Origin of the sequence: Microbacterium sp. dk485 (genome assembly GCF_004570445.1) — a bacterium.
Taxonomy (GTDB): Bacteria; Actinomycetota; Actinomycetes; order Actinomycetales; family Microbacteriaceae; genus Microbacterium; species Microbacterium wangchenii.
On record NZ_SPQW01000001.1, the window covers coordinates 598,092 to 619,272 of the forward strand.

Annotated in this window: 20 protein-coding genes; 9 read left to right on the plus strand and 11 right to left on the minus strand. The window is 70.9% G+C overall.

Annotation, left to right across the window (positions count from 1 at the left end):
• Positions 1-41: 41 nt before the first annotated feature.
• The gene (locus E4V99_RS02800; protein ID WP_135116367.1) at positions 42-1,046 is read right to left on the minus strand and encodes a glycerophosphodiester phosphodiesterase family protein; all 1,005 of its coding nucleotides are present in this window, start codon (positions 1,044-1,046) and stop codon (positions 42-44) included.
• A gap of 154 nt (positions 1,047-1,200) precedes the next feature.
• On the opposite strand from E4V99_RS02800, the gene E4V99_RS02805 reads away from it, so the two are divergent.
• The 3 genes from E4V99_RS02805 to ligD all read left to right on the plus strand — a co-directional run bounded on the left by E4V99_RS02805 (position 1,201) and on the right by ligD (position 3,806).
• Positions 1,201-2,079, plus strand: coding sequence for a Bax inhibitor-1/YccA family protein (locus E4V99_RS02805; RefSeq protein WP_135063609.1), 879 nt, complete (start codon positions 1,201-1,203; stop codon positions 2,077-2,079).
• 121 nt (positions 2,080-2,200) lie between these two features.
• Complete coding sequence (locus tag E4V99_RS02810; protein ID WP_135063607.1) at positions 2,201-2,521, plus strand: helix-turn-helix transcriptional regulator; 321 nt, start codon at positions 2,201-2,203, stop codon at positions 2,519-2,521.
• A 70-nt stretch (positions 2,522-2,591) separates the two neighbouring features.
• Positions 2,592-3,806 carry a non-homologous end-joining DNA ligase gene (ligD, locus tag E4V99_RS02815; RefSeq protein ID WP_135116368.1) on the plus strand — a complete coding sequence of 405 codons (1,215 nt, stop codon included), beginning with the start codon at positions 2,592-2,594 and terminating at the stop codon, positions 3,804-3,806.
• On the opposite strand, the gene E4V99_RS02820 is transcribed toward ligD, so the two are convergent.
• Positions 3,788-4,336, minus strand: coding sequence for a TetR/AcrR family transcriptional regulator (locus E4V99_RS02820; RefSeq protein ID WP_135116369.1), 549 nt, complete (start codon positions 4,334-4,336; stop codon positions 3,788-3,790). The genes ligD and E4V99_RS02820 overlap by 19 nt on opposite strands.
• Positions 4,337-4,413: 77 nt before the next feature.
• On the opposite strand from E4V99_RS02820, the gene E4V99_RS02825 reads away from it, so the two are divergent.
• Positions 4,414-5,145: an MBL fold metallo-hydrolase gene (locus tag E4V99_RS02825; protein ID WP_135116370.1), complete on the plus strand. Its 732-nt coding sequence runs from the start codon at positions 4,414-4,416 to the stop codon at positions 5,143-5,145.
• Here E4V99_RS02825 and E4V99_RS02830 read toward each other — a convergent pair.
• From E4V99_RS02830 to E4V99_RS02840, 3 genes are all read right to left on the minus strand, one after another.
• On the minus strand, positions 5,142-5,726 hold the full coding sequence (locus tag E4V99_RS02830) for an ATP-dependent Clp protease proteolytic subunit (protein WP_135063599.1): 585 nt from the start codon (positions 5,724-5,726) through the stop codon (positions 5,142-5,144). The genes E4V99_RS02825 and E4V99_RS02830 overlap by 4 nt on opposite strands.
• The gene (locus E4V99_RS02835) at positions 5,723-6,343 is read right to left on the minus strand and encodes an ATP-dependent Clp protease proteolytic subunit (protein ID WP_135063597.1); all 621 of its coding nucleotides are present in this window, start codon (positions 6,341-6,343) and stop codon (positions 5,723-5,725) included. Before E4V99_RS02835 ends, E4V99_RS02830 begins: the two co-directional genes overlap by 4 nt.
• Positions 6,344-6,430: 87 nt before the next feature.
• Positions 6,431-7,822 (minus strand): glycosyltransferase, encoded by a 1,392-nt coding sequence (locus tag E4V99_RS02840; protein WP_135063596.1) that lies wholly within the window; start codon positions 7,820-7,822, stop codon positions 6,431-6,433.
• A gap of 139 nt (positions 7,823-7,961) precedes the next feature.
• On the opposite strand from E4V99_RS02840, the gene E4V99_RS02845 reads away from it, so the two are divergent.
• Positions 7,962-9,491 carry an OmpA family protein gene (locus tag E4V99_RS02845; RefSeq protein ID WP_135063594.1) on the plus strand — a complete coding sequence of 510 codons (1,530 nt, stop codon included), beginning with the start codon at positions 7,962-7,964 and terminating at the stop codon, positions 9,489-9,491.
• 7 nt (positions 9,492-9,498) lie between these two features.
• On the opposite strand, the gene guaA is transcribed toward E4V99_RS02845, so the two are convergent.
• The 5 genes from guaA to guaB all read right to left on the minus strand — a co-directional run bounded on the left by guaA (position 9,499) and on the right by guaB (position 15,232).
• Positions 9,499-11,079 (minus strand): glutamine-hydrolyzing GMP synthase, encoded by a 1,581-nt coding sequence (gene guaA, locus E4V99_RS02850; protein WP_135063592.1) that lies wholly within the window; start codon positions 11,077-11,079, stop codon positions 9,499-9,501.
• Entirely contained in the window at positions 11,076-11,612 is a 537-nt protein-coding gene (locus E4V99_RS02855; protein WP_135063590.1) for a DUF3817 domain-containing protein, read from the minus strand. Before E4V99_RS02855 ends, guaA begins: the two co-directional genes overlap by 4 nt.
• 70 nt (positions 11,613-11,682) lie before the next feature.
• A complete protein-coding gene (locus E4V99_RS02860; RefSeq protein WP_135070857.1) occupies positions 11,683-12,453 on the minus strand; it encodes an SURF1 family cytochrome oxidase biogenesis protein in 771 nt (256 codons plus the stop codon).
• A gap of 89 nt (positions 12,454-12,542) precedes the next feature.
• Complete coding sequence (locus E4V99_RS02865) at positions 12,543-13,658, minus strand: GuaB3 family IMP dehydrogenase-related protein (RefSeq protein ID WP_135070854.1); 1,116 nt, start codon at positions 13,656-13,658, stop codon at positions 12,543-12,545.
• Positions 13,659-13,726: 68 nt separating this feature from the next.
• Entirely contained in the window at positions 13,727-15,232 is a 1,506-nt protein-coding gene (guaB, locus tag E4V99_RS02870) for an IMP dehydrogenase (RefSeq protein ID WP_135063588.1), read from the minus strand.
• A gap of 262 nt (positions 15,233-15,494) precedes the next feature.
• Here guaB and E4V99_RS02875 point away from each other — a divergent pair, with 262 nt between their 5' ends.
• The 4 genes from E4V99_RS02875 (at position 15,495) to E4V99_RS02890 (ending at position 19,544) form a co-directional block, all read left to right on the plus strand.
• Positions 15,495-16,808, plus strand: a complete 1,314-nt coding sequence (locus tag E4V99_RS02875; RefSeq protein ID WP_245233104.1) for a branched-chain amino acid ABC transporter permease — start codon at positions 15,495-15,497, stop codon at positions 16,806-16,808.
• A 9-nt stretch (positions 16,809-16,817) separates the two neighbouring features.
• On the plus strand, positions 16,818-17,798 hold the full coding sequence (locus E4V99_RS02880) for a branched-chain amino acid ABC transporter permease (RefSeq protein ID WP_135063586.1): 981 nt from the start codon (positions 16,818-16,820) through the stop codon (positions 17,796-17,798).
• A gap of 76 nt (positions 17,799-17,874) precedes the next feature.
• Complete coding sequence (locus tag E4V99_RS02885) at positions 17,875-18,810, plus strand: ABC transporter ATP-binding protein (RefSeq protein WP_240742927.1); 936 nt, start codon at positions 17,875-17,877, stop codon at positions 18,808-18,810.
• On the plus strand, positions 18,807-19,544 hold the full coding sequence (locus E4V99_RS02890) for an ABC transporter ATP-binding protein (RefSeq protein WP_135063584.1): 738 nt from the start codon (positions 18,807-18,809) through the stop codon (positions 19,542-19,544). Before E4V99_RS02885 ends, E4V99_RS02890 begins: the two co-directional genes overlap by 4 nt.
• A 205-nt stretch (positions 19,545-19,749) precedes the next feature.
• Here the strand turns inward: E4V99_RS02890 and E4V99_RS02895 are convergent, their stop codons facing one another.
• Positions 19,750-21,033 (minus strand): ABC transporter substrate-binding protein, encoded by a 1,284-nt coding sequence (locus tag E4V99_RS02895; protein ID WP_135063582.1) that lies wholly within the window; start codon positions 21,031-21,033, stop codon positions 19,750-19,752.
• Between the last annotated feature and the right edge of the window lie 148 nt (positions 21,034-21,181).

Below are 21,181 nucleotides of genomic sequence, written 5' to 3' on the forward strand. Positions count from 1 at the left end.
AGCCTAGGGCTCGCGCGCGGCCGGCGACGCGCGCGCCGCGCTCACGTGCCGAAGAATCGCCGCCCGAGGTCGGGGTGATCCACGAACACGCCGTCGACGCCGGAGTCGCGGATGACCGCCCACTCCGCCTCGTAGTCCCCGAACGCGGCCGCACCGCCGCGCAGCCGGAACTGCGGGAGGAGGAACGCGTTCTCGGGCCGGCACGTCCACGTGAACACCAGCAGACCGCGGTCCTTCGCGTCGCCGACGACGCCGCCGGCCGTATGCGTGCGCCGGCGGGGGGCGAGGATCATGCTCTTGTCCACGCTGATCCCGTCCACGCGCCCGATCAGTTCGTCGAGGCCCGCCGGCGCCGCCTGAGCCGCGTAGGTGGGCGCTGCCGTGCCGTGCTGCGCGATGAGGTCGTACGGGCTTCCGGCCGCCTCCAGGAGGTATACGTAGGTTCCGGGCAGGCCACGCTCCCGGAGCCGCGTGAGCACGGTGGATTCGAAGGCCTCGAACACGATCGGCAGTTCGCCGCGCGACCAGCCCGCCGCATCCAGTTCCGCCGCGATGAGGCCCACGACGTCGAAACCGAGCGTCTCGAAGTAGGTCGCGTGCTTGATCTCCAGCACGACGCCGATCTCCCGGCCCTGCTCGAGGGAGGCCGCGCGCACGAGATCGAGCACGTCGCGCAGGCGAAGGACCGGCTGCGTCCCGTCGAAGGACGCGCTGGCCGGCCGGATCTTCGGCAGGCGCTCGCGGCAGCGGAGCGTCGCCAGCTCCTCCCATGTGAAGTCCTCGGTGAACCACCCCGTCAGGCGCTCGCCGTCGATCGTCTTGGTCGTACGGCGCGAGGCGAACTCCGGATGCTGCGCCACATCCGTCGTCGAGCCGATCTCGTTCTCGTGCCGCACCACCAGCACGCCGTCGCGGGAGACGACGATGTCGGGCTCGACCGCATCCGCCCCCATCGCCAGCGCGAGGTCGTACGAGGAGCGGCTGTGCTCGGGGCGATATCCCGGCGCACCGCGGTGACCGATCACGAGCGGGGAGGACCGGGTCACGCCTCCAGGCTACGCGCGGGGCCGCCTGAGGGACCTCATGTCGCGCTCATAGCGAACCCTCAGCGCACCACTGCCGGAGCCGACACGCCGTCGGCTATCGTTGATCCACAGCACAGTGCTGTGATCCCGAAGATTCTTTGGAGTGTGAGAGCAAGTGGCCCTCAACAACCCGGCCTTCAACAACCCGGCGTTCCAGGACTCCCGCGGCGCTTCGACGTACCCCGGCGGCCCTGCCGCGACGCAGTACGCGCCGCCGCCGGCCGCCGAAGCCGCGCAGCTGGACGGCATGTACGCCTCGCCGCCCGCCGGCGCGCGCGAGACCGGTCGCATGACGGTGGAGGACACCGTCCACAAGACCCTCGCCCTGTTCGGCGTGCTCGTGGTCACCGCCGTCGTCGGCTGGCTGTGGACGATGGCCGGCGTCACGCCCACCAACCCGAACCCCTCGATCGCCCCGTGGCTGATCGGCGCGCTCGGCGGTTTCGTGCTCGCGATGGTCAACATCTTCAAGAAGCAGCCGTCGGTGCCGCTCATCGTCGCGTACGCGGCGTTCGAGGGTCTGTTCGTCGGTGGCATCTCGGCCTTCTTCGAGTTCATCTACCCGGGCATCGTCTTCCAGGCGACCCTTGCGACCCTCTCGGTCGTGGGTGTGACGCTCGCCCTGTTCGCCAGCGGCAAGATCCGCGCGTCGGCCAAGGCGACGAAGATCTTCCTCATCGCGATGGTCGGCTACCTCGTGTTCAGCCTCATCAACGTGGGTCTGATGCTCTTCAACGTCCCGATCGCCGGCGGCGCCTTCGGCCTCCGCTCGATCGAGGTCATGGGCATCCCGCTGGGCGTCATCATCGGCCTGCTCGTGGTCGTCATGGCCGCCTACTCGCTGGTGCTCGACTTCGACCAGATCCAGCGCGGCGTGCGTGCCGGCGCTCCCCGCAAGTACGCGTGGGTCGGGGCCTTCGGCATCATGGTCACCGTCGTGTGGCTGTACGTCGAGATCCTCCGCATCCTCGCGATCCTGCGCGGCAACGACTGATCCACCTCTTCCCGTAGGGGGTCGCCCATCCGGGCGGCCCCCTTCGTCGTTTCCGCACGGGTGCTTCTGCTGTGGGCGGAATGGATGGCGACGCCGACGGAGCCCGCTCTAGCCTGACGGCATGGCCGAGCTGCTCCCTCTCCCCCGCACCCCGCGAGACCCCGAGCCACTGTGGCGCGAGGCCCTCGGCGACCTCCTCCGCCGCATCCGCCACGCGCGCGGAGAGCGTCTGGCCGACACCGCCGCCCGCGCCGGCGTCTCCCCGCAGTACCTCTCCGAGGTCGAGCGGGGACTCAAGGAGCCCTCCAGCGAGATGATCGCCGCGATCGCCGGCGCCCTGGACCTGACGCTCGTGGAACTGACCGCGACGATCGCCGGCGAGCTGCGGGCCACCGCATCCGTCTCCGTCGGCGCGCCGGGCGCCTTCGTCCTCGTCGCCTGACCTTCCGCGCCGCGGCCCGCGCGGGTGCAACCCCTGGCCGGAGCATCCGCCGCGCGGCTAACCTCGCGGCATGAGTCCGTCGAAGACGCCCGCCGAGACCCTCGAGGTGGATGGCCACGAGGTGCGCATCACGAGCCCCGACCGCGTCGTGTTCCCGGGGCCGGGACTGACGAAGCTCGACATCGTCCGCTACTACCTCGCCGTCGCCGACGGCGCCCTGCGCGGCGCGGGCGGGCGGCCCATGGTGCTCAAGCGCTTCGTGAAGGGCATCGACCAGGAGGCGTTCTTCCAGAAGCGCGTGCCCGAGAACCACCCCGACTTCATCGGCACCGCGACGCTGCACTACGCCCGCGGCACCGAGGCGGAGGAGACGGTGGTGCGGGATGCGGCGGGCCTGGCGTGGGTCGCGAACCTCGGGTGCCTCGATCTGAACCCGCACCCCGTGCGCGCCGAGGACCTCGATCATCCCGACGAACTGCGCGTGGACCTCGACCCCATGCCGGGCGTGGACTGGTCGCAGATCGTCGACGTCGCCTTCATCGCGCGCGACGTGCTCGAGGAGTACGGCCTGACGGGGTGGCCGAAGACCAGCGGATCGCGCGGCCTCCACATCCTCGTCCGGATCGCGCCGCACTGGGACTTCCGCCAGGTGCGCCTGGCGGCCGAGACCCTTGCGCGCGAAGTCGAGAACCGCGCTCCGGGCCTGGCCACCGCGCGATGGTGGAAGGAGGAGCGAGGCGAGAGCGTGTTCGTCGACTTCAACCAGAACGCCAAGGACCGCACGGTCGCATCGGCGTACTCCATCCGTCCACTCCCGGATGCACGGGTGTCGACGCCGCTCGCGTGGGACGAGGTCCGCACCCGGCGCCCGGAGGAGTTCACCGTGGCCACGGTGCTCGAGCGCTTCGCCGACATCGGCGACCCCCATCGCGGCATCGACGACGCCCCCGGCACGCTCGATGGACTCCTGCGCCTGGCCGACGAGCTCGGGCCGGCGGAGAAGCCGCCGCGCGGACCGGACGGCTCGGGCCGCCGTGCCTCGACGATGCCGCTCATCGAGATCGCCCGCACGAAGACCAAGCCCGAGGCGCTCGAGCTGCTGGAGCGGTGGAAGGCGGAGCATCCGGAGGTCGAGGGGATGCTGCATCCGGCCGATGTGCTCGTCGACGGCATGCGCGGCTCGAGCTCGCTGTGGTACCGCGTGCGCGTCAACCTGCAGCACGTGCCCGAGGCGGAGCGGCCCGAGCAGGGCGCGCTGCTGGCCGACTACGACCCCTGGGCCTGATCCGGCACCGTCCCCAGGCCGGCGAGGATCCGGTCGAGGCCATACGCGAATGCGGCGTCGAGGTCTCCGCCCATGCGGAATGCGCCGGCCAGCTCCATCGTCAGGAATCCGGTCGCCCATGCCGTGACGAGCCGCGCCGCCTCCAGTGCGTGCTGCTCGCCCACGGCACCGGCCGCCGCCCGCACGACCGCCTCGCCCACCGCGTCGACCGCCGGGCCGGCGGCCATCGGCGTGAGGAAGAGGCGGAACCCCTCCGGATGCTCCGTCGCGAACGCCCGGTACGCCAGCGCCAGGGCGTGCAGGGACCCGTCGGATGCGGTGAGCCGCCGGCTGAGGTCGTCGGCCGAGGCGCTCGCCACCAGCGTCAGCAGCGCGTCACGATCCCGCACGCGCTTGTACAGGGAGGGTGCGCGCACGCCCACGCGCGCCGCCACGGCCTGCATCGTCACGCGCGTAGGGCCGCCCGTCTCCAGCAGTTCGCGGGCGGCGGCGACGATCTCCTCGAGCGATGTGCGTTCCGGTGTCGGCATCGGCCCCTCCTCATGGCTATGGATATAAGCTATCATGGCTACACCGCATAGCCATCAAACCCCGGATCGGACGGATCATGCGACTCGCGCCCCACCTCTCCCGCATCGGCAACGACATCGTCGCCGTGCATCTGATCGACACCCCCGACGGCGTCACCGTCATCGACGCCGGCCTGCCCGGGCACCGGCGCGACCTCCAGCACGAGCTGCGCGCACTCGGGCGCACCGTCGCCGACGTGCGCGGGGTGGTCCTCACCCACGGCGACAGCGACCACCTCGGCTTCGCCGAGCGGCTGCGGCGCGACTCCGGCGTCCTCGTGTACGTGCACGCCGCCGACGCCGACCGCGCCCGAGGCGGCGACAAGCCGAAGCTCCCCCTCGGTCCGCTTCGCCTCGGACCGACCCTGGGGTTCTTCGCCTACAGCCTGCGCAAGGGCGGGATGCGCACGCACCACCTCCGCGACGTGGTCGAGGTCGCCGACGGCGACGTGCTGGATCTGCCGGGGGCGCCCCGCATCGTCGCGCTGCCGGGGCACTCCCTCGGCAGCATCGCCGTGCACTCCGACATCGCGGATGCGGTCTTCGTCGGCGATGCGCTCACGACCCGCAGTGTGCTCACCGGACGCACCGGCCCGCAACCGGCGCCGTTCACGGATGACCCGGCGACGGCTCTCGCCTCCCTCGACCGGCTCGCCGCGCTGAACGCGTCGTGGGTGATCCCCGGCCACGGTGCGCCGTTCCGTGGCTCGCCCGCCGAGGCGGCGGCCGCCGTGCGCGCCGCGGCCCAGCCGCCGCGCGCCGCGGCCTAACGCGACAGCACGATGTCGGCGAGGCCGTAGGCGACCGCATCCGCCGCCGTGAGGATGCGATCGCGGTCGGTGTCGGCGCGGAGGCGCGCGGGATCCTTGCCGGTGTGCCGCGAGAGGATCTGCTCGACGTCGCCGCGCACGCGCACGAGCTCGTCGGCCTGGAGGATGAGGTCGGGGATGGCCCCGCGGCCCTGCCCGGCCGGCTGGTGCAGCACGACGCGGGCGTGCGGGAGCACGGCCCGCTTGCCGGCCGCACCGGTGGCCAGCAGCACCGCGCCCACCCCGACCGCCTGCCCCACGCACGTGGTGGCGACATCGGGCCGGACGTGCTGCATCGTGTCGTACACCGCGAGCATCGCCGCCGGGTCGCCGCCTTCGCAGTTGATGTAGAGCTGGATGTCGCGCTCGGGGCTGTCGGCGTCCAGGTGCAGCAGCTGGGCGATGAGGGCGTTGGCCACCCCCGCGTCCACGCCGGTGCCGAGGTAGACGACGCGTTCGGCGAGGAGGTGGGAGTAGACGTCCATGATGCGCTCGCCGCGCGGGTGCTGCGCCACCACGTTGGGGATCGTGTAGCTGCTCATGCCGCCACCTCCGCCCCGAGCCCGGGGACGCGACGGCGCCCGGGGACGACCTGCGTGAAGTCGGACACGACCCCGTCGATGAAGCCGTACGCGACGGCTTCGGATGCGGTGTACCAGCGGTCGTGCAGGGAGTCCTCGAAGATGCGCTCGGGGCTCTGGCCGGTGTCGTCGGCGATGAGACCCAGGACGGTGTCGCGCATGTGCCGGAGGTCGTCGGCCTGCACCTCGACCTCCACGGCGGACCCGCCGATGCCGGCCGAGCCCTGGTGCATGAGGATGCGCGCGTGCGGGAGCGCGCGACGCTTGCCCGGCGTGCCGGCCGAGAGCAGGAACTGGCCGGCACTGCAGGCGAGACCCAGGGCGAGCGTCGCGACGTCGTTGGGGACGAGGCGCATGACGTCGCGGATCGCGAGCATCGACGGCACCGAGCCGCCCGGGGAGTGGATCCACAGGGCGATGTCGGTCGCCGCGTCGTCGGCGGCGAGGGCGAGCATCTGGGTCGCCAGGAGCGTGCCGTTGTCGTCGTCGAGGGGCCCGTCCAGGACGAGCACCCGTTGGGCGTACAGGTCGCGGCGCGCTTCCGCGCCGAACAGCGGGATCTTCGCATCGTTGGTCATGTCCGACAGCCTCACCCCGCGGGCGCCCCCTGTCGCCCACATCCGCCCCGGGCGGATCCGCCACCGGCGGCGTGGGGCGGGCAGGACTCAGGCGCGGCGCGAGGGGCGGGCGAGCACGTCCGTGACGGCGGCGGCGAGCGCGGCCATCGCGTGGGCGGGGTCCACGGCGCGGGAGGAGGCGACCGCCTCGGCGGCGAGCCGCTCGCGCAGCGCCGCATCCGTCAGCATCCGCACGAGGGCATCGACCAGGGCGTCCTCGTCGCCGTCGGGCACGAGGATGCCGCCGCCGGAGGCGAGCAGGTCGCGGGGGCCGTACCGCACGTCGTACACGACGGCGGGGCACCCGTGCACGAGCGCTTCGGTGAGGGCCAGCCCCTGCCCCTCGAACGCCGAGGTCTGCAGGTACACGGATGCCTCGTCCAGCACGCGGCCGGGGTCCTCCGTGACTCCGCGCAGCACGACGTGCGCCGTCAGTCCGAGGTCGTCGATGACGCGCTGCAGCCGCTCGCGCTCCGCCCCCTCGCCGTACACGTCCAGGCGCGCGTGCGGCACCGCCGCGACGACCCGGGCGAACGCGCGGATGGCACTGTCCACGCGCTTTCCGGGCGCGAGGCGCCCGAGCATCACGACGCGGCCGACCTCCCGCTGCGCCGGCGGGACCACGGATGCCGCGGCCGCGACGCCGTGCGGGGCGACCACGTGCACGTCGGAGAGCCCGAAGCGCGCCTGCACGTCGTCCCGCTGCGACGCGGTGAGCCACAGGACGGCGTCGAAGCGCTCTGCGAGCGTGAACCATCGCGACCACAGCGGGTTCAGCGGAGCATCCGCGTCGAACGGCGGCTCGAGGTGGATCGTATGGATCCCGTGCACGAGGCGCACGCCGGGGTCGTCCCATCCGACGAGCAGCTCGCCGAGCTGCCGTGATTCGCACACGACGACGACCGGCTTGTCCGCCGCGGCGCGCAGGCCGGCGGCGACGTGTGTCAGCCATGCGCGGTACAGCGCCCCGAAGCCGTCGATCACGCCCGCGATCGATCCGTCGCGCTCCCGCACCACGACCGGCGCCGTGCTGATGTGCCAGTCGGGGTCGCCCGCCACCACCGGCAGCTCCAGGACCGCGGTCCCGTCCGCTCCGGCCACGACGCGGTAGGCCAGCGCGGGGTCGGCCTCGCCCGGATGCGCCGCGGCCCGCAGCCACTGCGCCGCGCCGCCGGCGGGGCCGGATGCCTCGTCGAACAGGTTGCGCAGCCGCGCGGGGTCGTCCAGCAGCCCTCTCCGCGCGAACTCCGCACGATGCGCGTCGTGATCGGAGCGCGTGCCCGGGTCGACAGTGAGCAGCACGGGACCCTGCCCCCCGTCCACGCCGGCGTCGGCCATGTGCCGAGCACGCTGGAGCGCTGCGATCGTGTAGCCGCCGTCGAGGCCGGGGATCAGCCGGCTCGACAGGCTCACGTACCACGCGTCGGGGAACTCGCTCACGTCCCTATCCTCTCCCAGGGGGCGGGTCGGGGTCGCCCACGCCTCTGTCAATCGCGGCGTGACCGCGCGGTCCGCACCGATACGCTCGGGGGAAGCACCGCGGGCACGGACGCCGCGGCGATGACAGGGGGACAGCAGGATGGGCACGGCACAACGATCGGTATTCGGCGCGGCGCTGGCACTGGCACTCGTGCTCACCGGATGCACCGCGGCGCCCGCCCCCGACCCCGGCCCCACCGACGCGCCGGCCGCGACCGACGAGGTCGTCGAAACGATCACCGTGACCGGTTCCGGCGGAGAGATCGAGGTCGCGCTCCATCCCCTCGTCCGGATCGATGACCACCTCGTCCTCACCGCCGACCTCACCGCGGTCGAGCTTCCCGAAGGGAAGGAGTCCATCTCCCCCAGTGCATGGTTCGACCTGGAGACGGTTCCCGGCGTACCGGTGGCCGGCGGCGCCCTGCGGTTGATCGACCCGGCCGCGGGCAGCATCCATCTTCCCGCCGTCGATGCGGCCGGCGCCCCGATCGGCAGCGTGGTCACGCGGTCGCTGAGCGTGAGGGCCGAGCCGGTCCGGCTGCAGCGGGTCTTCGCCGCTCCCGAAGAGGCGGATGCCGCGGTGGGGCTCGTGCTCCCCGGCGCCTACCTCGATGCGTTCCCGGTCGTCGACGGCGAGCCACCGGAGACCGAGGACGACCTGGCCCTGGACGACATCGACCAGGCCCCGATCGTGCCGCTGGAGAGCACCACGCGCGAGCTGGACGGGGCGGTGCAGGTCACGCAGTCGAGTGAGACGCTGCAGATCAGCCTCAGCGGCGATGTGCTGTTCGCCTTCGGTTCGGCCGAGCTCAGCGCGGATGCCGCGACGATCCTGGGCAGCGTCGTCGAGACCCTCGGCACCCGCGAAGCCGGCGTGGTCGACATCGTGGGTCACACCGATGATGTCGGCGACGATGCGTCGAACCAGGCGCTGTCGGAGGCGCGCGCCGCGGCGGTCGCCGGCGCCCTCGGCAGCCTCCTGGAGACGGGCGACTTCGAGCTGCGCCCCTCGGGCCGGGGTGAGAGCGAGCCGGTGGCCGCCAACGACTCCGACGCGAACCGGCAGCTGAACCGACGCGTGTCCCTCACCCTCACCACCACGCAGGTGAGCGAGACCGAGGTCGCGGCCGACGGGCAGCTGCCGCCGTTCGAAGACGGGCCGGTCGCCCCCGGCCCCGACGGCGTGGCGCTGGACATGGGCGCCGCCGGTACCTTCCAGATCGCGGTGCCTTCGGCGCGAAGGGTGGACGGGATGCTGGCGGTCGTGGTCGAGGCCACGCGCACCGACGACGGCGCGTACCGCCTGGGCACGGTCGCCAACCTCTCCCCCGGGCCGTGGAGCTACCGCGGAGCGGGTACCGACGCGCGGCTCTACCCGTTCGCACCCCGGCTCGTGGTCGGGACGAGCGCGGTGTATCCGCTGGACTACCCGATCGGCGCGGAGGAATCAGACATCCAGTGGCGCCTGGCCGGCCAGACCGATGCGCGCGACGGTGCGTCGAGCGGGCAGACGCTGCGCTTCCTCGCCCTGTTCCCCGACGTCCCGGATGCCGACGCCCTGACGCTGGAGACCGACGGCGGGGCGGCGTGGGGGACGATCTATCGACTCACCGACATCCCGATCGAATGAGCGGGGGTCACTCCCACTCGATGGTTCCCGGCGGCTTGGACGTGACGTCCAGCACGACGCGGTTGACCTCGCGCACTTCGTTGGTGATGCGGTTGGAGATGCGCGAGAGCACGTCGTAGGGCAGGCGCGTCCAGTCGGCGGTCATGGCATCTTCGCTGGAGACCGGGCGCAGCACGATGGGGTGCCCGTACGTGCGGCCGTCGCCCTGCACGCCCACCGAGCGCACGTCGGCGAGGAGCACGACAGGGCACTGCCAGATCTCGCCGTCCAGGCCCGCCTTCGTCAGCTCCGCGCGGGCGATGGCGTCGGCGTCACGCAGGATCTCGAGGCGGTCAGCGGTGACCTCACCCACGATCCGGATGCCGAGGCCGGGGCCCGGAAAGGGCTGGCGACCGACGATCGCCTCGGGAAGGCCGAGCTCGCGGCCGATCGCGCGCACCTCGTCCTTGAAGAGGGTGCGCAGCGGCTCGACGAGCTCGAACTGCATGTCCTCGGGAAGGCCGCCGACGTTGTGGTGGCTCTTGATGTTGGCCGTGCCCGAGCCGCCGCCGGATTCCACGACGTCGGGGTACAGCGTCCCCTGGACCAGGAAGCGGATGGGGTCGCCCTCGGCGGCCGCCTCGGCGAGCAGGTCGGTCTGCACGTTCTCGAACGCCCGGATGAACTCGCGCCCGATGATCTTGCGCTTCTGCTCGGGGTCGCTCACCCCGGCGAGGGCGCTGAGGAACGTCTCGCGCGCGTCGACGGTGATCAGGCGCACGCCGGTGGAGGCGACGTAGTCGTTCTCGACCTGCTCGCGCTCACCCTTGCGGAGGAGGCCGTGGTCGATGAACACGGCGGTCAGCTGGTCGCCGACGGCCTTGTGCACGAGCGCCGTGGAGACCGCGGAGTCCACCCCGCCCGACAGCGCCGACAGCACACGGCCGGTGCCGACCTGGGCGCGGATCTTGTCGACCTGCTCGGCGATGACGTTGCCGCTGTTCCAGTCGGCGGGGAGGCCGGCGGCGCGGTGGAGGAAGTTCTCCAGCACCGCCTGGCCGTGATCGGTGTGCTTGACCTCGGGGTGCCATTGCACGCCGTAGAGCTTGCGGGTGTCGTTTGCGAAGGCGGCCACAGGCGTCGCGGCGGTGCGCGCGAGCACGTCGAAGCCCTCGGGTGCGCGGGCGACCTGGTCGCCGTGGCTCATCCACACGTTCTGCTCAGGCGGCTGCCCCTGCAGGAGCGTCCCCTCGGTCACGACCGTCGCATCCGTCGCACCGTATTCGCGCAGGCCGGTGTGGGCGACCTCGCCGCCCAGCGCCTGCGCCATGACCTGGAAGCCGTAGCAGATGCCGAGGGTGGGGACGCCGAGGTCGAACACGCCCGCATCCAGCGACGGCGCACCCTCCTCGTACACGGACGACGGGCCGCCGGAGAGGATGATGCCGACCGGGCTCTTGGCGGCGATCTCCTCCGCCGTGGCGGTGTGCGGGACGATCTCGCTGTAGACGCCGGCTTCGCGCACGCGCCGCGCGATCAGCTGCGCGTACTGCGCGCCGAAGTCGACGACGAGGACGGGACGCTGGGAGGTCTCGGTCTGTTCGGTCACCGGGTGCCTTTCGGGGCGGGTTCGGCGGATGCCGGGATGGATGCGGCGGCTGCGGCCGCCTCGCGCTCATCGAGGTAGGTGCGCACCTGCTTCGCGGTCCTGCCCTCGAGGATGAAGGACAGCAGCGGCACGACGCCGCCGAGGGCCAGGAGGAGGAACCGGCGCAGCGGCCAGCGCATGAGGCTCCACAGCCGGAAGCACGCGAAGAGGTACACGACGTAGAACCAGCCGTGCGCGACGAGGATGAACAGCGAGATGTTCGCGCCGTCGCCGGTGGAGATCATCTCGCACGTGTTGGTCTGCGGCAGGAACAGCGACCACCACTCGCACGTGGGCCCGGCGATGACGGTCGCGAGCCACAGCGGGCCGCCCGAACCGCCCGCGAACAGTTCGAGGTGCAGCGGCGTGTACTTCAGGATCATCTCGGCCAGGAGCAGGAGCAGTCCGATACCGGTGATGATCGAGCAGATCTGGTAGAACTTCAGCGCTCCGCGGATCGCCGGAAACGTGGCGAGTTTGGGGGCTGCGGGCATGGCGGCATTCTACCCGGGCGACCTGTGTGCCCCCGACGAGCGCACGTGCGGCACAGCGCTCGGGCGCGCGTCAGGGGGCGGCGGCATCCTCGAGGTCTTCGACCTCTTTCTCCCACGCGTCACGAGCGAGCCGGTACCACATGTAGAAGGCGAACCCGGCGAACACCGCCCACTCGGCGGCGTAGAACAGGTTGAGCCAGTTCACCGCGCCGCCCTCCTCGGGGGCGGGAGAGGAGATCTCCTCCAGGCCCCCCAGCGCCTCCCACGAGGTGACGTACGGACGATAGACCGACAGACCCTCGATGTCGTGCCACCGCGAGAGCAGCGCCGGCGGCGACATCCGCGTGATCTCCTCCGGATCGGCGCCGGGCGGCGGGAGCGCCGGGCCCTCGTCGGAGATGAGGCGCCCGCTGATCTCCACCAGCGCCTCGGGGTCTGCGGCGGCTTGCTCCGACAGCGCGGATGCGGCGGCTTCGGCACTCGCGCGGTCGGCGGCCCATCCCACCGCGACGGCGACCGACGTCGGCTCGGGGGTGTCGGCCAGGCGCAGCTGCCCGGTCACCCAGTACCCCTCCACGCCGTCGTTCACGCGGGCGGAGACGACGAGGAAGTCGCCGGGGATCCACCGCCCGACCGTCTCCACGCGCTGACCCACGAGCGGCTCCGGCAGGTACTCGCCGGGCTGGGCGACGTCGGCGAGCGGCCGCACCTCCTCGGTCATCCCCGGCGGCGGCGGGGAGGTGTCGATGGCGTTGCCCAGCTGCCACTGCCCGAGCCACGCGAACACCCCCGCCACGACGAGCGACAGCGCCAGCATGCCGAGCCACTGCGGGCGCAGCATGACTTCGCGCAGCGTGGGCGGGAACGCGTCGACGGGCTCGGCGGCCGGGTCGGCGCGGACCGGCTCGTCGCGGGGCGGGACCTCGGACATCAGGAGCCGTATGGGGCGACGACCACCTCGACGCGCTGGAACTCCTTGAGGTCGGAGTACCCGGTGGTCGCCATCGACTTGCGCAGCGCCCCGATGAGGTTGGCCGTGCCGTCGGAGACGGGGGCCGGCCCGTACAGGATCTCCTCGAGCGCGCCGATCTGGTCCACGCGCACGCGGCGTCCGCGCGGCAGCTGCGGGTGGTGCGCCTCGGGGCCCCAGTGATAGCCGCGGCCCGGCGCATCCGTCGCCCGCGCCAGCGCGACACCGAGCATGACGGCGTCGGCGCCCATGGCGAGCGCCTTCACGATGTCGCCGGAGGTGCCCACGCCGCCGTCGGCGATGACGTGGACGTAGCGTCCGCCCGACTCGTCGAGGTAGTCGCGGCGGGCACCGGCGACATCGGCCACGGCGGTGGCCATGGGCGCGTGGATGCCGAGGGTCGCCCGCGTGGTGGACGCCGCTCCCCCGCCGAATCCGACCAGCACGCCCGCGGCCCCCGTGCGCATGAGGTGCAGGGCGGCGGTGTAGGTGCCGGCGCCGCCGACGATGACGGGCACGTCGAGGTCGTAGATGAACTTCTTCAGGTTCAGCGGCGCGCTGCCGCTGGAGACGTGCTCAGCCGACACCGTCGTGCCGCGGATGACGAACAGGTCGACGCCGGCGGCGACGACGGTCTCATACAGCTCCTGCGTCCGCTGGGGCGTGAGCGCACCGGCGACGGTGACCCCGGCTGCGCGGATCTCGGCGAGGCGGTCACGGACGAGCTCGGGCTTGATCGGCTCCGAGTACAGCTCCTGCATACGCCGGGTCGCGAGCGCGTCGTCCAGGGCCGCGATCTCGGCCAGGTGCGGCTCGGGGTCTTCGTAGCGGGTCCACAGGCCCTCGAGGTCGAGCACGCCCAGGCCACCGAGCTGTCCGAGCATGATGGCCGTGCGGGGGCTGACCACCGAGTCCATCGGGGCGCCGAGCACCGGGATCTCGAAGGGGAACGCGTCGATCGTCCACCCCGTCGAGACGTCCTCGGGGTTACGGGTGCGCCGTGACGGCACGACGGCGATGTCGTCGAACGTGTACGCGCGGCGGGCGCGCTTGGCGCGGCCCAGATCGATCTCCATGGTCACCGCTCCAGCCTACCCGCCAGCCGTTTCCGCCCCGCCGGCGCGGGCAGGCACGCGCGCCGGGCCTACTTGCGGCTGTAGTTGGGCGCCTCGACGACGATCTGCACGTCGTGCGGGTGCGATTCCTTGAGCCCTGCCGCGGTGATGCGGACGAAGCGTCCCTTGGCCTTGAGCTCCTCGATCGTGCGGGCACCGACGTAGAACATCGACTGACGCAGTCCGCCGACGAGCTGATAGGCGACGGCCGAGAGTGGCCCGCGGTAGGCGACCTGCCCCTCGATACCCTCGGGGATGAGCTTGTCGTCGGTGGGCACGTCGGCCTGGAAGTAGCGGTCCTTGGAGTACGACGTCTTCTTCCCGCGCGTCTGCAGCGCGCCGAGCGACCCCATGCCGCGGTACTGCTTGAACTGCTTGCCGCCCTGGAAGACGATCTCGCCCGGCGACTCGTCCGTGCCGGCCAGCAACGAGCCGAGCATGACGGTGTCGGCCCCGGCGACCAGCGCCTTGGCGATGTCGCCGGAGTACTGCAGCCCGCCGTCGGCGATGACGGGGATGCCCGCCTCCCGCGTGGCCTGGAACGCCTCCCAGATCGCCGTGACCTGCGGCACGCCGACGCCGGCGACGATCCGCGTCGTGCAGATGGATCCCGGACCCACGCCGACCTTGACCGCATCCGCGCCGGCGTCCACGAGCGCCTGCGCGCCCTCGCGCGTGGCGACGTTGCCGCCGATGACGTCGATGTGCGCGAAGGACGGGTCGGACTTCAGGCGTCGCACCATGTCGATGACACCCGCGGACTGACCGTTGGCCGTGTCCACGACGAGGACGTCGACGCCGACGTCGCGGAGGGCCTCGGCCCGCTCCCACGCGTCGCCGAAGAATCCGATCGCCGCGCCCACGCGGAGGCGCCCGTGCTCGTCCTTGGTCGCGAGGGGATACTTCTCGCTCTTGTCGAAGTCCTTGATCGTGATGAGGCCGGCGAGCTTGCCGTCGTCGTCGATGAGGGGCAGCTTCTCCACGCGGTGCTGCGCGAACAGCGCGATGACCTCGTTGGCGCCGATCCCGACGCGGCCGGTGATGAGACCCTCGCGCGTCATGACGTCGCGCACCTTCGTCGTGCGCCGCTCGAAACCGGAGACGAACCGCATGTCGCGGTTGGTGATGATGCCCAGGAGCCGCCCGTCGTCATCGACGACGGGGAGACCCGAGATGCGGTACTGCGCGCACAGCGCGTCCACTTCCTCGATCGAGGCATCCGGCGTCGTCGTGATCGGGTCGGTGATCATGCCCGATTCGCTGCGCTTGACCCGGTCGACCATCGAGGCCTGCTCCTGGATGGAGGCATTGCGGTGCAGGATGCCCAGGCCGCCCTCACGCGCGATCGCGATCGCCAGGCGCGCCTCGGTGACGGTGTCCATCGCCGCCGACAGCAGCGGCGTCGCCACGGTGATCCGACGCGTCACCCGCGAGGAGGTGTCGGCCTCGCTGGGGATGACATCCGTGTGCCCGGGAAGGAGGAGGACGTCGTCGTAGGTGAGGCCGACGAAGCCGAAGGGGTCGTGGTTCTCCATGGTTCTCCTGCGCGCGCGGCGCGTTGCTCGAGGGACGACGACGGCCGGCGCGAAAGTCCGCGCTCTACAGATTCTAAGGCGACGCGGGGAAGGAAAATTCCCCCGGATGACTCCGATCGCCCGTGTAGTGCGTAGTATTCCAGACCGGTCACGCGTCATTGCCGTGAGGTAGGTGAAACACGGCCGACACATTACGCTCGTAGCGTCGTTCATCACTGCCGATACGACCCGAACATCGGCTTTGTCGCCGACTGGAGGATCTGTGAGTCCCACGACCACTGCGGCGCGCCGAAAGCGCGCGGGAGCGCTCCCCGCCTTGTTCGCGCTTCTCCTGACGTTGCTCGGAGTGTTCGCCGGCTCGGCGCCCGCCGTCGCGGCCGAGGACGACCCCTATCGCATCAGCGGCAACGTCCAGCTCGACGGCGAACCGCTCGAAGGCGTCATCCTGGTCATCGACGGGCCGGGGGGTGATCAGGAGGCGGAGACGGATGCCGCGGGCCAGTGGCGCGTCGGCGTCCCCGAGCGCGGCGAGGAGTACACCGTCACCCTCGACGAGGACACGCTCCCCGAGGGCATCGCCGTGGTCGACCCCGAGGACGACAGCCCCAACGTGAAAGAGGTCGAGGTCGGCGCCGGCGGCCGCGTCACCGTGAACTTCTTCATCGGCGAGGGCGAGCGCAACGTCACGAGCTTCTTCGACCAGCTCATCCAGCGGACCGTGCAGGGCCTGAACTTCGGCCTCATGCTGGCCCTGGCCGCCGTCGGGCTCTCGCTCGTGTTCGGCACCACCGGCATCTCCAACTTCGCCCACGGCGAGATGGTCACGTTCGGCGCCGTCGCGGCCCTGTTCCTCGTCGGGCTGTCGCTGCCGTGGTGGCTCGGGTTCCCCCTGGCGGTGATCCTGGGGGCGGTGTTCGGGCTCGTGATGGACATGGTGCTGTGGCGGCCGCTCCGACGCCGACGCGTCGCGGTCGTCCAGCTGATGATCGTGAGCATCGGGCTGTCGCTCACGCTGCGGTACATCTACCAGTTCTTCATCGGCGGCGGCACGAGCCAGCTACCGTTCTCCTCGGCACCGAAGATCAACCTGTTCGGGTCGGTGCAGATGAGCGTCATCGACATGGTCTCCATCGGCATCTCCCTCGTCGTGATCGTCGCCTTCGCCCTGTGGCTGACCCGGTCGCGGCTGGGCAAGGCCACGCGAGCCATCTCCGACAACCCGTCGCTTGCCTCCGCATCCGGCATCGACGTCGACTTCGTCGTCCGGGTGGTGTGGATCGTGGCCGGCGCGATGGCCGCCCTGGCCGGCATCCTCTATGCGTACTACCGCCCCGGCATCAAGTGGGACATGGGGGCGCAGGTGCTGCTGCTGATGTTCGCCGCCGTCACCCTGGGCGGCCTGGGCACGGCGTTCGGCGCCCTCATCGGCGCGATCGTCGTGGGCCTGCTCGTGGAGGTGTCGACCCTGTTCGGCATCCCGTCCGACCTCAAGTACGCCACCGCACTTCTGATCCTGATCGTCATCCTGCTGTTCCGACCGCAGGGTATCCTCGGCCGCCGCGAGAGAATAGGTTAGGCGCGAACCATGGACTGGCTTCCCATCCTCTCGAACACCGCATCCTCGATCCTCAGTCCCGCCACGATCGGCTACGCGCTGGCGGCCCTGGGCCTGGCGGTGCACTTCGGCTACGCGGGCCTCATCAACATGGGCATCGCCGGCTTCATGGCGATCGGCGCCTACGGCTACGCCATCTCGATCCTCTCCTTCGGGCTGCCCTGGTGGGCCGGAGCGCTGGTCGGCCTGGGGGCTGCGGCGGTGTTCGCCCTGATCCTCGGCATCCCGACGCTGCGGCTGCGAGGCGACTACCTCGCGATCGTCACGATCGCCGCCGCCGAGGTGGTGCGCCTGCTGTTCCTCACGACGGCCTTCGACGAGTTCACCGGCTCCGCCGACGGGCTCAGCGGCTACCACACGAGCTTCCGCGCCTCGAATCCGCTGCCCGACGGCACCTATGGCCTCGGGCCGTGGACGTACAACGAGAACGGGTGGTGGGTCCGCATCATGGGCCTGGTCACCCTCGGCATCGCCGTGCTCGTGGTGTGGATGCTCATGCGCAGCCCGTGGGGCCGCGTGCTCAAGGGCATCCGCGAAGACGAGGACGCCGTGCGCTCGCTCGGCAAGAACGTCTTCTCCTACAAGATGCAGTCGCTCGTGCTGGGCGGCATGCTCGCCGCGGCCGGTGGGATCGTGTACGCCCTCCCCTCGGCGGTGAGCCCCGGCGTCTACGTCACGTCGCTGACCTTCTTCGTGTGGACCGCGCTCCTCCTGGGCGGTGCGGCCACGGTGTTCGGACCGCTCCTGGGCTCGCTCATCTTCTGGGTGCTGCAGACGTTCCTCTCCAACGTGCTGCCGGCGCTCGTGCAGGCGGGCTTCCTGCCCTTCATGAACCAGATCCAGGCCGGCACGCTGCGCTTCATCCTCGTCGGCGTCGCGCTGATGCTGCTGGTGATCTTCATGCCGCAGGGCATCCTCGGCAACAAGAAGGAGCTGACCTTTGTCAAATAACGCACCTTCCCCCGGCGGGGACATCCCCGTCGAGCCGACGCCGACCTCCCCCACGCCGCGCGCGAAGGCCACCGGCCTGCACGTGGGCACCCCCGGCCCCGGGGTGAAGAAGGTCGACCCGATCATCGTCGCCGACGACATCACGCGCTCGTTCGGCGGCATCAACGCCGTCGACGTCGAGCACCTGGAGATCCCGCGCGGCGCGATCACCGCCCTCATCGGCCCCAACGGCGCGGGCAAGACGACGCTCTTCAATCTGCTCACGGGCTTCGACAAGCCCAACAGCGGATCCTGGACCTTCGACGGCAAGTCCCTGTCGGGGGTGCCGGCGTACAAGGTCGCCCGTATGGGGCTCGTGCGCACGTTCCAGCTGACCAAGGCCCTGGGCCTGCTCACGGTCATGGAGAACATGAAGCTGGGCGCGACCGGTCAGCGCGGCGAGCGGTTCTTCCAGAGCCTCATCCCCGCGATGTGGCGCCCGCAGGACGCCGGGATCGAAGAGCGCGCGGAGGGCCTGCTGCGCAAGTTCAAACTCGACGCGAAGGCCGACGACTTCGCCGCTTCCCTCTCCGGAGGCCAGCGCAAGCTCCTGGAGATGGCGCGCTCGCTCATGACCGAGCCCACGCTCGTCATGCTCGACGAGCCGATGGCCGGGGTGAACCCCGCGCTGACGCAGTCGCTGCTGGACCACATCCTCGACCTCAAAGACCTCGGCATGACCGTGCTGTTCGTCGAGCACGACATGCACATGGTGCGCCACATCGCCGACTGGGTGATCGTGATGGCCGAGGGCCGCGTGGTCGCCGAGGGCGATCCGGAGTCGGTCATGAAGAATCCCGCCGTGATCGACGCCTACCTGGGCGCGCACCAGGAGCTCGACCTGGGCGTGGTCACCGGCCGCATCCCGGTCATCCTGGCCGATCCGACGACGGATGCCGCCGCATCCGAGAGCGCCAGCGCCGCGATCCTCGTGGACGAGGGCGTCGCCGAAGACGAGGAGAACCGCCGATGAGCACGGTCGCCACCGACACCGCCGTCGTCGTCATCGACGACGTCCACGCCGGCTACCTCCCCGGCGTGAACATCCTCAACGGCTGTTCGCTGACCGCCTCCCAGGGGGAGCTGGTCGGGATCATCGGCCCGAACGGCGCGGGCAAGTCCACGCTGCTGAAGGCGATCTTCGGGCAGGTCAACGTGCGCTCGGGGAAGATCCTGCTCGAGGGCGAGGACATCACCGGCCTGAAGGCGAACAAGCTCGTCGGGCGCGGGGTGGGCTTCATCCCGCAGAGCAACAACGTCTTCCCCAGCCTCACGATCGAGGAGAACCTCCAGATGGGGCTGTACCAGCGCCCCAAGGCCTACAAGGAGCGCCTGGAGTTCGTCACCGGCATCTTCGCGGAGCTCGGCAAGCGGCTGAAGCAGCGCGCAGGGTCGCTCTCCGGCGGCGAGCGGCAGATGGTCGCCATGAGCCGCGCGCTCATGATGGACCCGAAGGTGCTGCTCCTGGACGAGCCGTCGGCCGGTCTCTCGCCGGTGCGGCAGGATGAGGCGTTCATCCGGGTCTCGGAGATCAACAAGGCCGGCGTCACGTGCATCATGGTCGAGCAGAACGCGCGCCGCTGCCTGCAGATCTGCGACCGCGGCTACGTGCTGGACCAGGGCCGGGACGCCTACACCGGCACCGGCCGCGAGCTCCTGAACGACCCCAAGGTCACCGAGCTGTACCTCGGCACCCTCGGCCAGTAGCCCGCTCGCCCCGCCCCGCCGCCCCGCGGCCATCCGCGCGCCCGCGCCGCCCAGTGCTCCGCGAGACTGCACGCACGTGACGAGACCGCGACATCATGTCGCGGTCTCGCCGGTGGCGTGCAGTCTCGCGGATCTGGGGTGGGCCGGGCGGGCACGGGGAAGGGCCCCGGTCGAAGACCGGGGCCCTTCCGTGTGGATGCTGCGATCAGCCCTCGTAGGCGGAGTAGTTGTTGTCCTCGCCGTACTGGTAGATGCCGATCGACGCCTCGGTCGGGTCGCCGACCTCGTCGAACGTGATCGGACCCGAGATGCCCTCGTAGTCGGCCGTGCCGCCGTCCAGGATGATCTGGGCGCAGTCGGCGTACGTGGAGCACGTCTCCCCGTCACCCGAACCACCCGAGACCTCGATGAGCTTCTCCGCGATATCCGCGGAGTCGGTCGACCCGGCCGCGAGGGCCGCGAGGGAGAGCAGGATCGTGGCGTCGTAGGACTCGGCCGCGTAGCTGTAGTCCTCCAGCGCCGGCAGACCCTCCGCCTCGACGAACGCGTCGAGCTCGCCGGTGAAGTCCGCGATCGAGTCGATCGACAGACCGGGCAGCGTGCCCTTGGCGCCCGTGAGGGAGCCGGCCGGGAACGCGTCGGCGAAGTTCTTCAGGTTGCCGTCGACGAAGTACAGGTCTTCGGCCGGGTACGACCCGAACAGGCTCGGCAGGATCGTGGCGACCTCGTCGAACGTGATCAGCGCGATCGCGTCGGGGTCGGCCGCGAGAACCTCGCTGATCTGCGTGTCGAACGTGGTGTCACCGGTGTTGTACGTGGTCTCGGCGACCACCTCGCCACCGGCGGCCTCGAAGGCCTCGGAGACGTACTTGGCCAGGCCCGTACCGTACGAGTCGTTGAGCACGATCAGGCCGAGGGTCTGGTTGCCGTCCTCTGCGATGAGGTTGCCGAGCACCTCGCCCTGCAACACGTCGGAGGGTGCGGTGCGGAAGTACAGGCCGTTGTCCTCGTACGTCGTGAACTCGTCGGAGGTGTTCGCCGGCGAGAACTGGATGACGCCGGCACCGGTCACCTGGTCGATGAACTGCAGCGAGACGCCCGAGGACGCGGCGCCGATGACGGCGGAGACGTCCTCGGCCAGCAGGCGGGGGATCTCGGTCTCGTAGGCCTTGTTGTCGGTGTCGCCGGAGTCGCCGAAGACGACCTCGAGCGACAGACCCGTCTCGTCGGAGATCTCGTTGATCTGCGCCGCGGCGTAGCCGACGCCGGCCTCTTCCGGCGGGCCCAGGAAGGCCAGGGTCCCCGTCTGGGGAAGCGCCGTGCCGATCTTGAGGTCGAGCTCGCCGCCGACTTCGGAGGAGTTACCGCCGCCGGTCTCGGCGGCCTCTCCGCCGCCACCGCCGCACCCGGCCAGGAAGAGCGCGCTGACACCGGCCACGGCGATGGCGCCGAAGACCTTGCCCGCACGCGAACGTGTGAAGACGCTCATGATGCTCCTTGCTGTGTATGAACGCTGGCCGACTCGGGCGCCGACCCAGTGCCCCAAACCTAGTCCGCGGGCCATCTCGCCGGTATTGCCGTTCGTTAACGATGTGTAACGGCGCCCAAATCGTTATGTGCGGATGCTGCGGCCTGAC

Bases quoted from the DNA above. Each gene is read 5' to 3' on its own strand.
- E4V99_RS02810 (WP_135063607.1), top strand. From the start codon at position 2,201: ATGGCCGAGCTGCTCCCTCTCCCCCGCACCCCGCGAGACCCCGAGCCA.
- ligD (WP_135116368.1), top strand. From the start codon at position 2,592: ATGAGTCCGTCGAAGACGCCCGCCGAGACCCTCGAGGTGGATGGCCAC.
- E4V99_RS02820 (WP_135116369.1), bottom strand. From the start codon at position 4,336: ATGCCGACACCGGAACGCACATCGCTCGAGGAGATCGTCGCCGCCGCC.
- E4V99_RS02825 (WP_135116370.1), top strand. From the start codon at position 4,414: ATGCGACTCGCGCCCCACCTCTCCCGCATCGGCAACGACATCGTCGCC.
- E4V99_RS02830 (WP_135063599.1), bottom strand. From the start codon at position 5,726: ATGAGCAGCTACACGATCCCCAACGTGGTGGCGCAGCACCCGCGCGGC.
- E4V99_RS02835 (WP_135063597.1), bottom strand. From the start codon at position 6,343: ATGACCAACGATGCGAAGATCCCGCTGTTCGGCGCGGAAGCGCGCCGC.
- E4V99_RS02845 (WP_135063594.1), top strand. From the start codon at position 7,962: ATGGGCACGGCACAACGATCGGTATTCGGCGCGGCGCTGGCACTGGCA.
- E4V99_RS02855 (WP_135063590.1), bottom strand. From the start codon at position 11,612: ATGCCCGCAGCCCCCAAACTCGCCACGTTTCCGGCGATCCGCGGAGCG.
- E4V99_RS02860 (WP_135070857.1), bottom strand. From the start codon at position 12,453: ATGCTGCGCCCGCAGTGGCTCGGCATGCTGGCGCTGTCGCTCGTCGTG.
- E4V99_RS02865 (WP_135070854.1), bottom strand. From the start codon at position 13,658: ATGGAGATCGATCTGGGCCGCGCCAAGCGCGCCCGCCGCGCGTACACG.
- guaB (WP_135063588.1), bottom strand. From the start codon at position 15,232: ATGGAGAACCACGACCCCTTCGGCTTCGTCGGCCTCACCTACGACGAC.
- E4V99_RS02880 (WP_135063586.1), top strand. From the start codon at position 16,818: ATGGACTGGCTTCCCATCCTCTCGAACACCGCATCCTCGATCCTCAGT.
- E4V99_RS02890 (WP_135063584.1), top strand. From the start codon at position 18,807: ATGAGCACGGTCGCCACCGACACCGCCGTCGTCGTCATCGACGACGTC.
- E4V99_RS02895 (WP_135063582.1), bottom strand. From the start codon at position 21,033: ATGAGCGTCTTCACACGTTCGCGTGCGGGCAAGGTCTTCGGCGCCATC.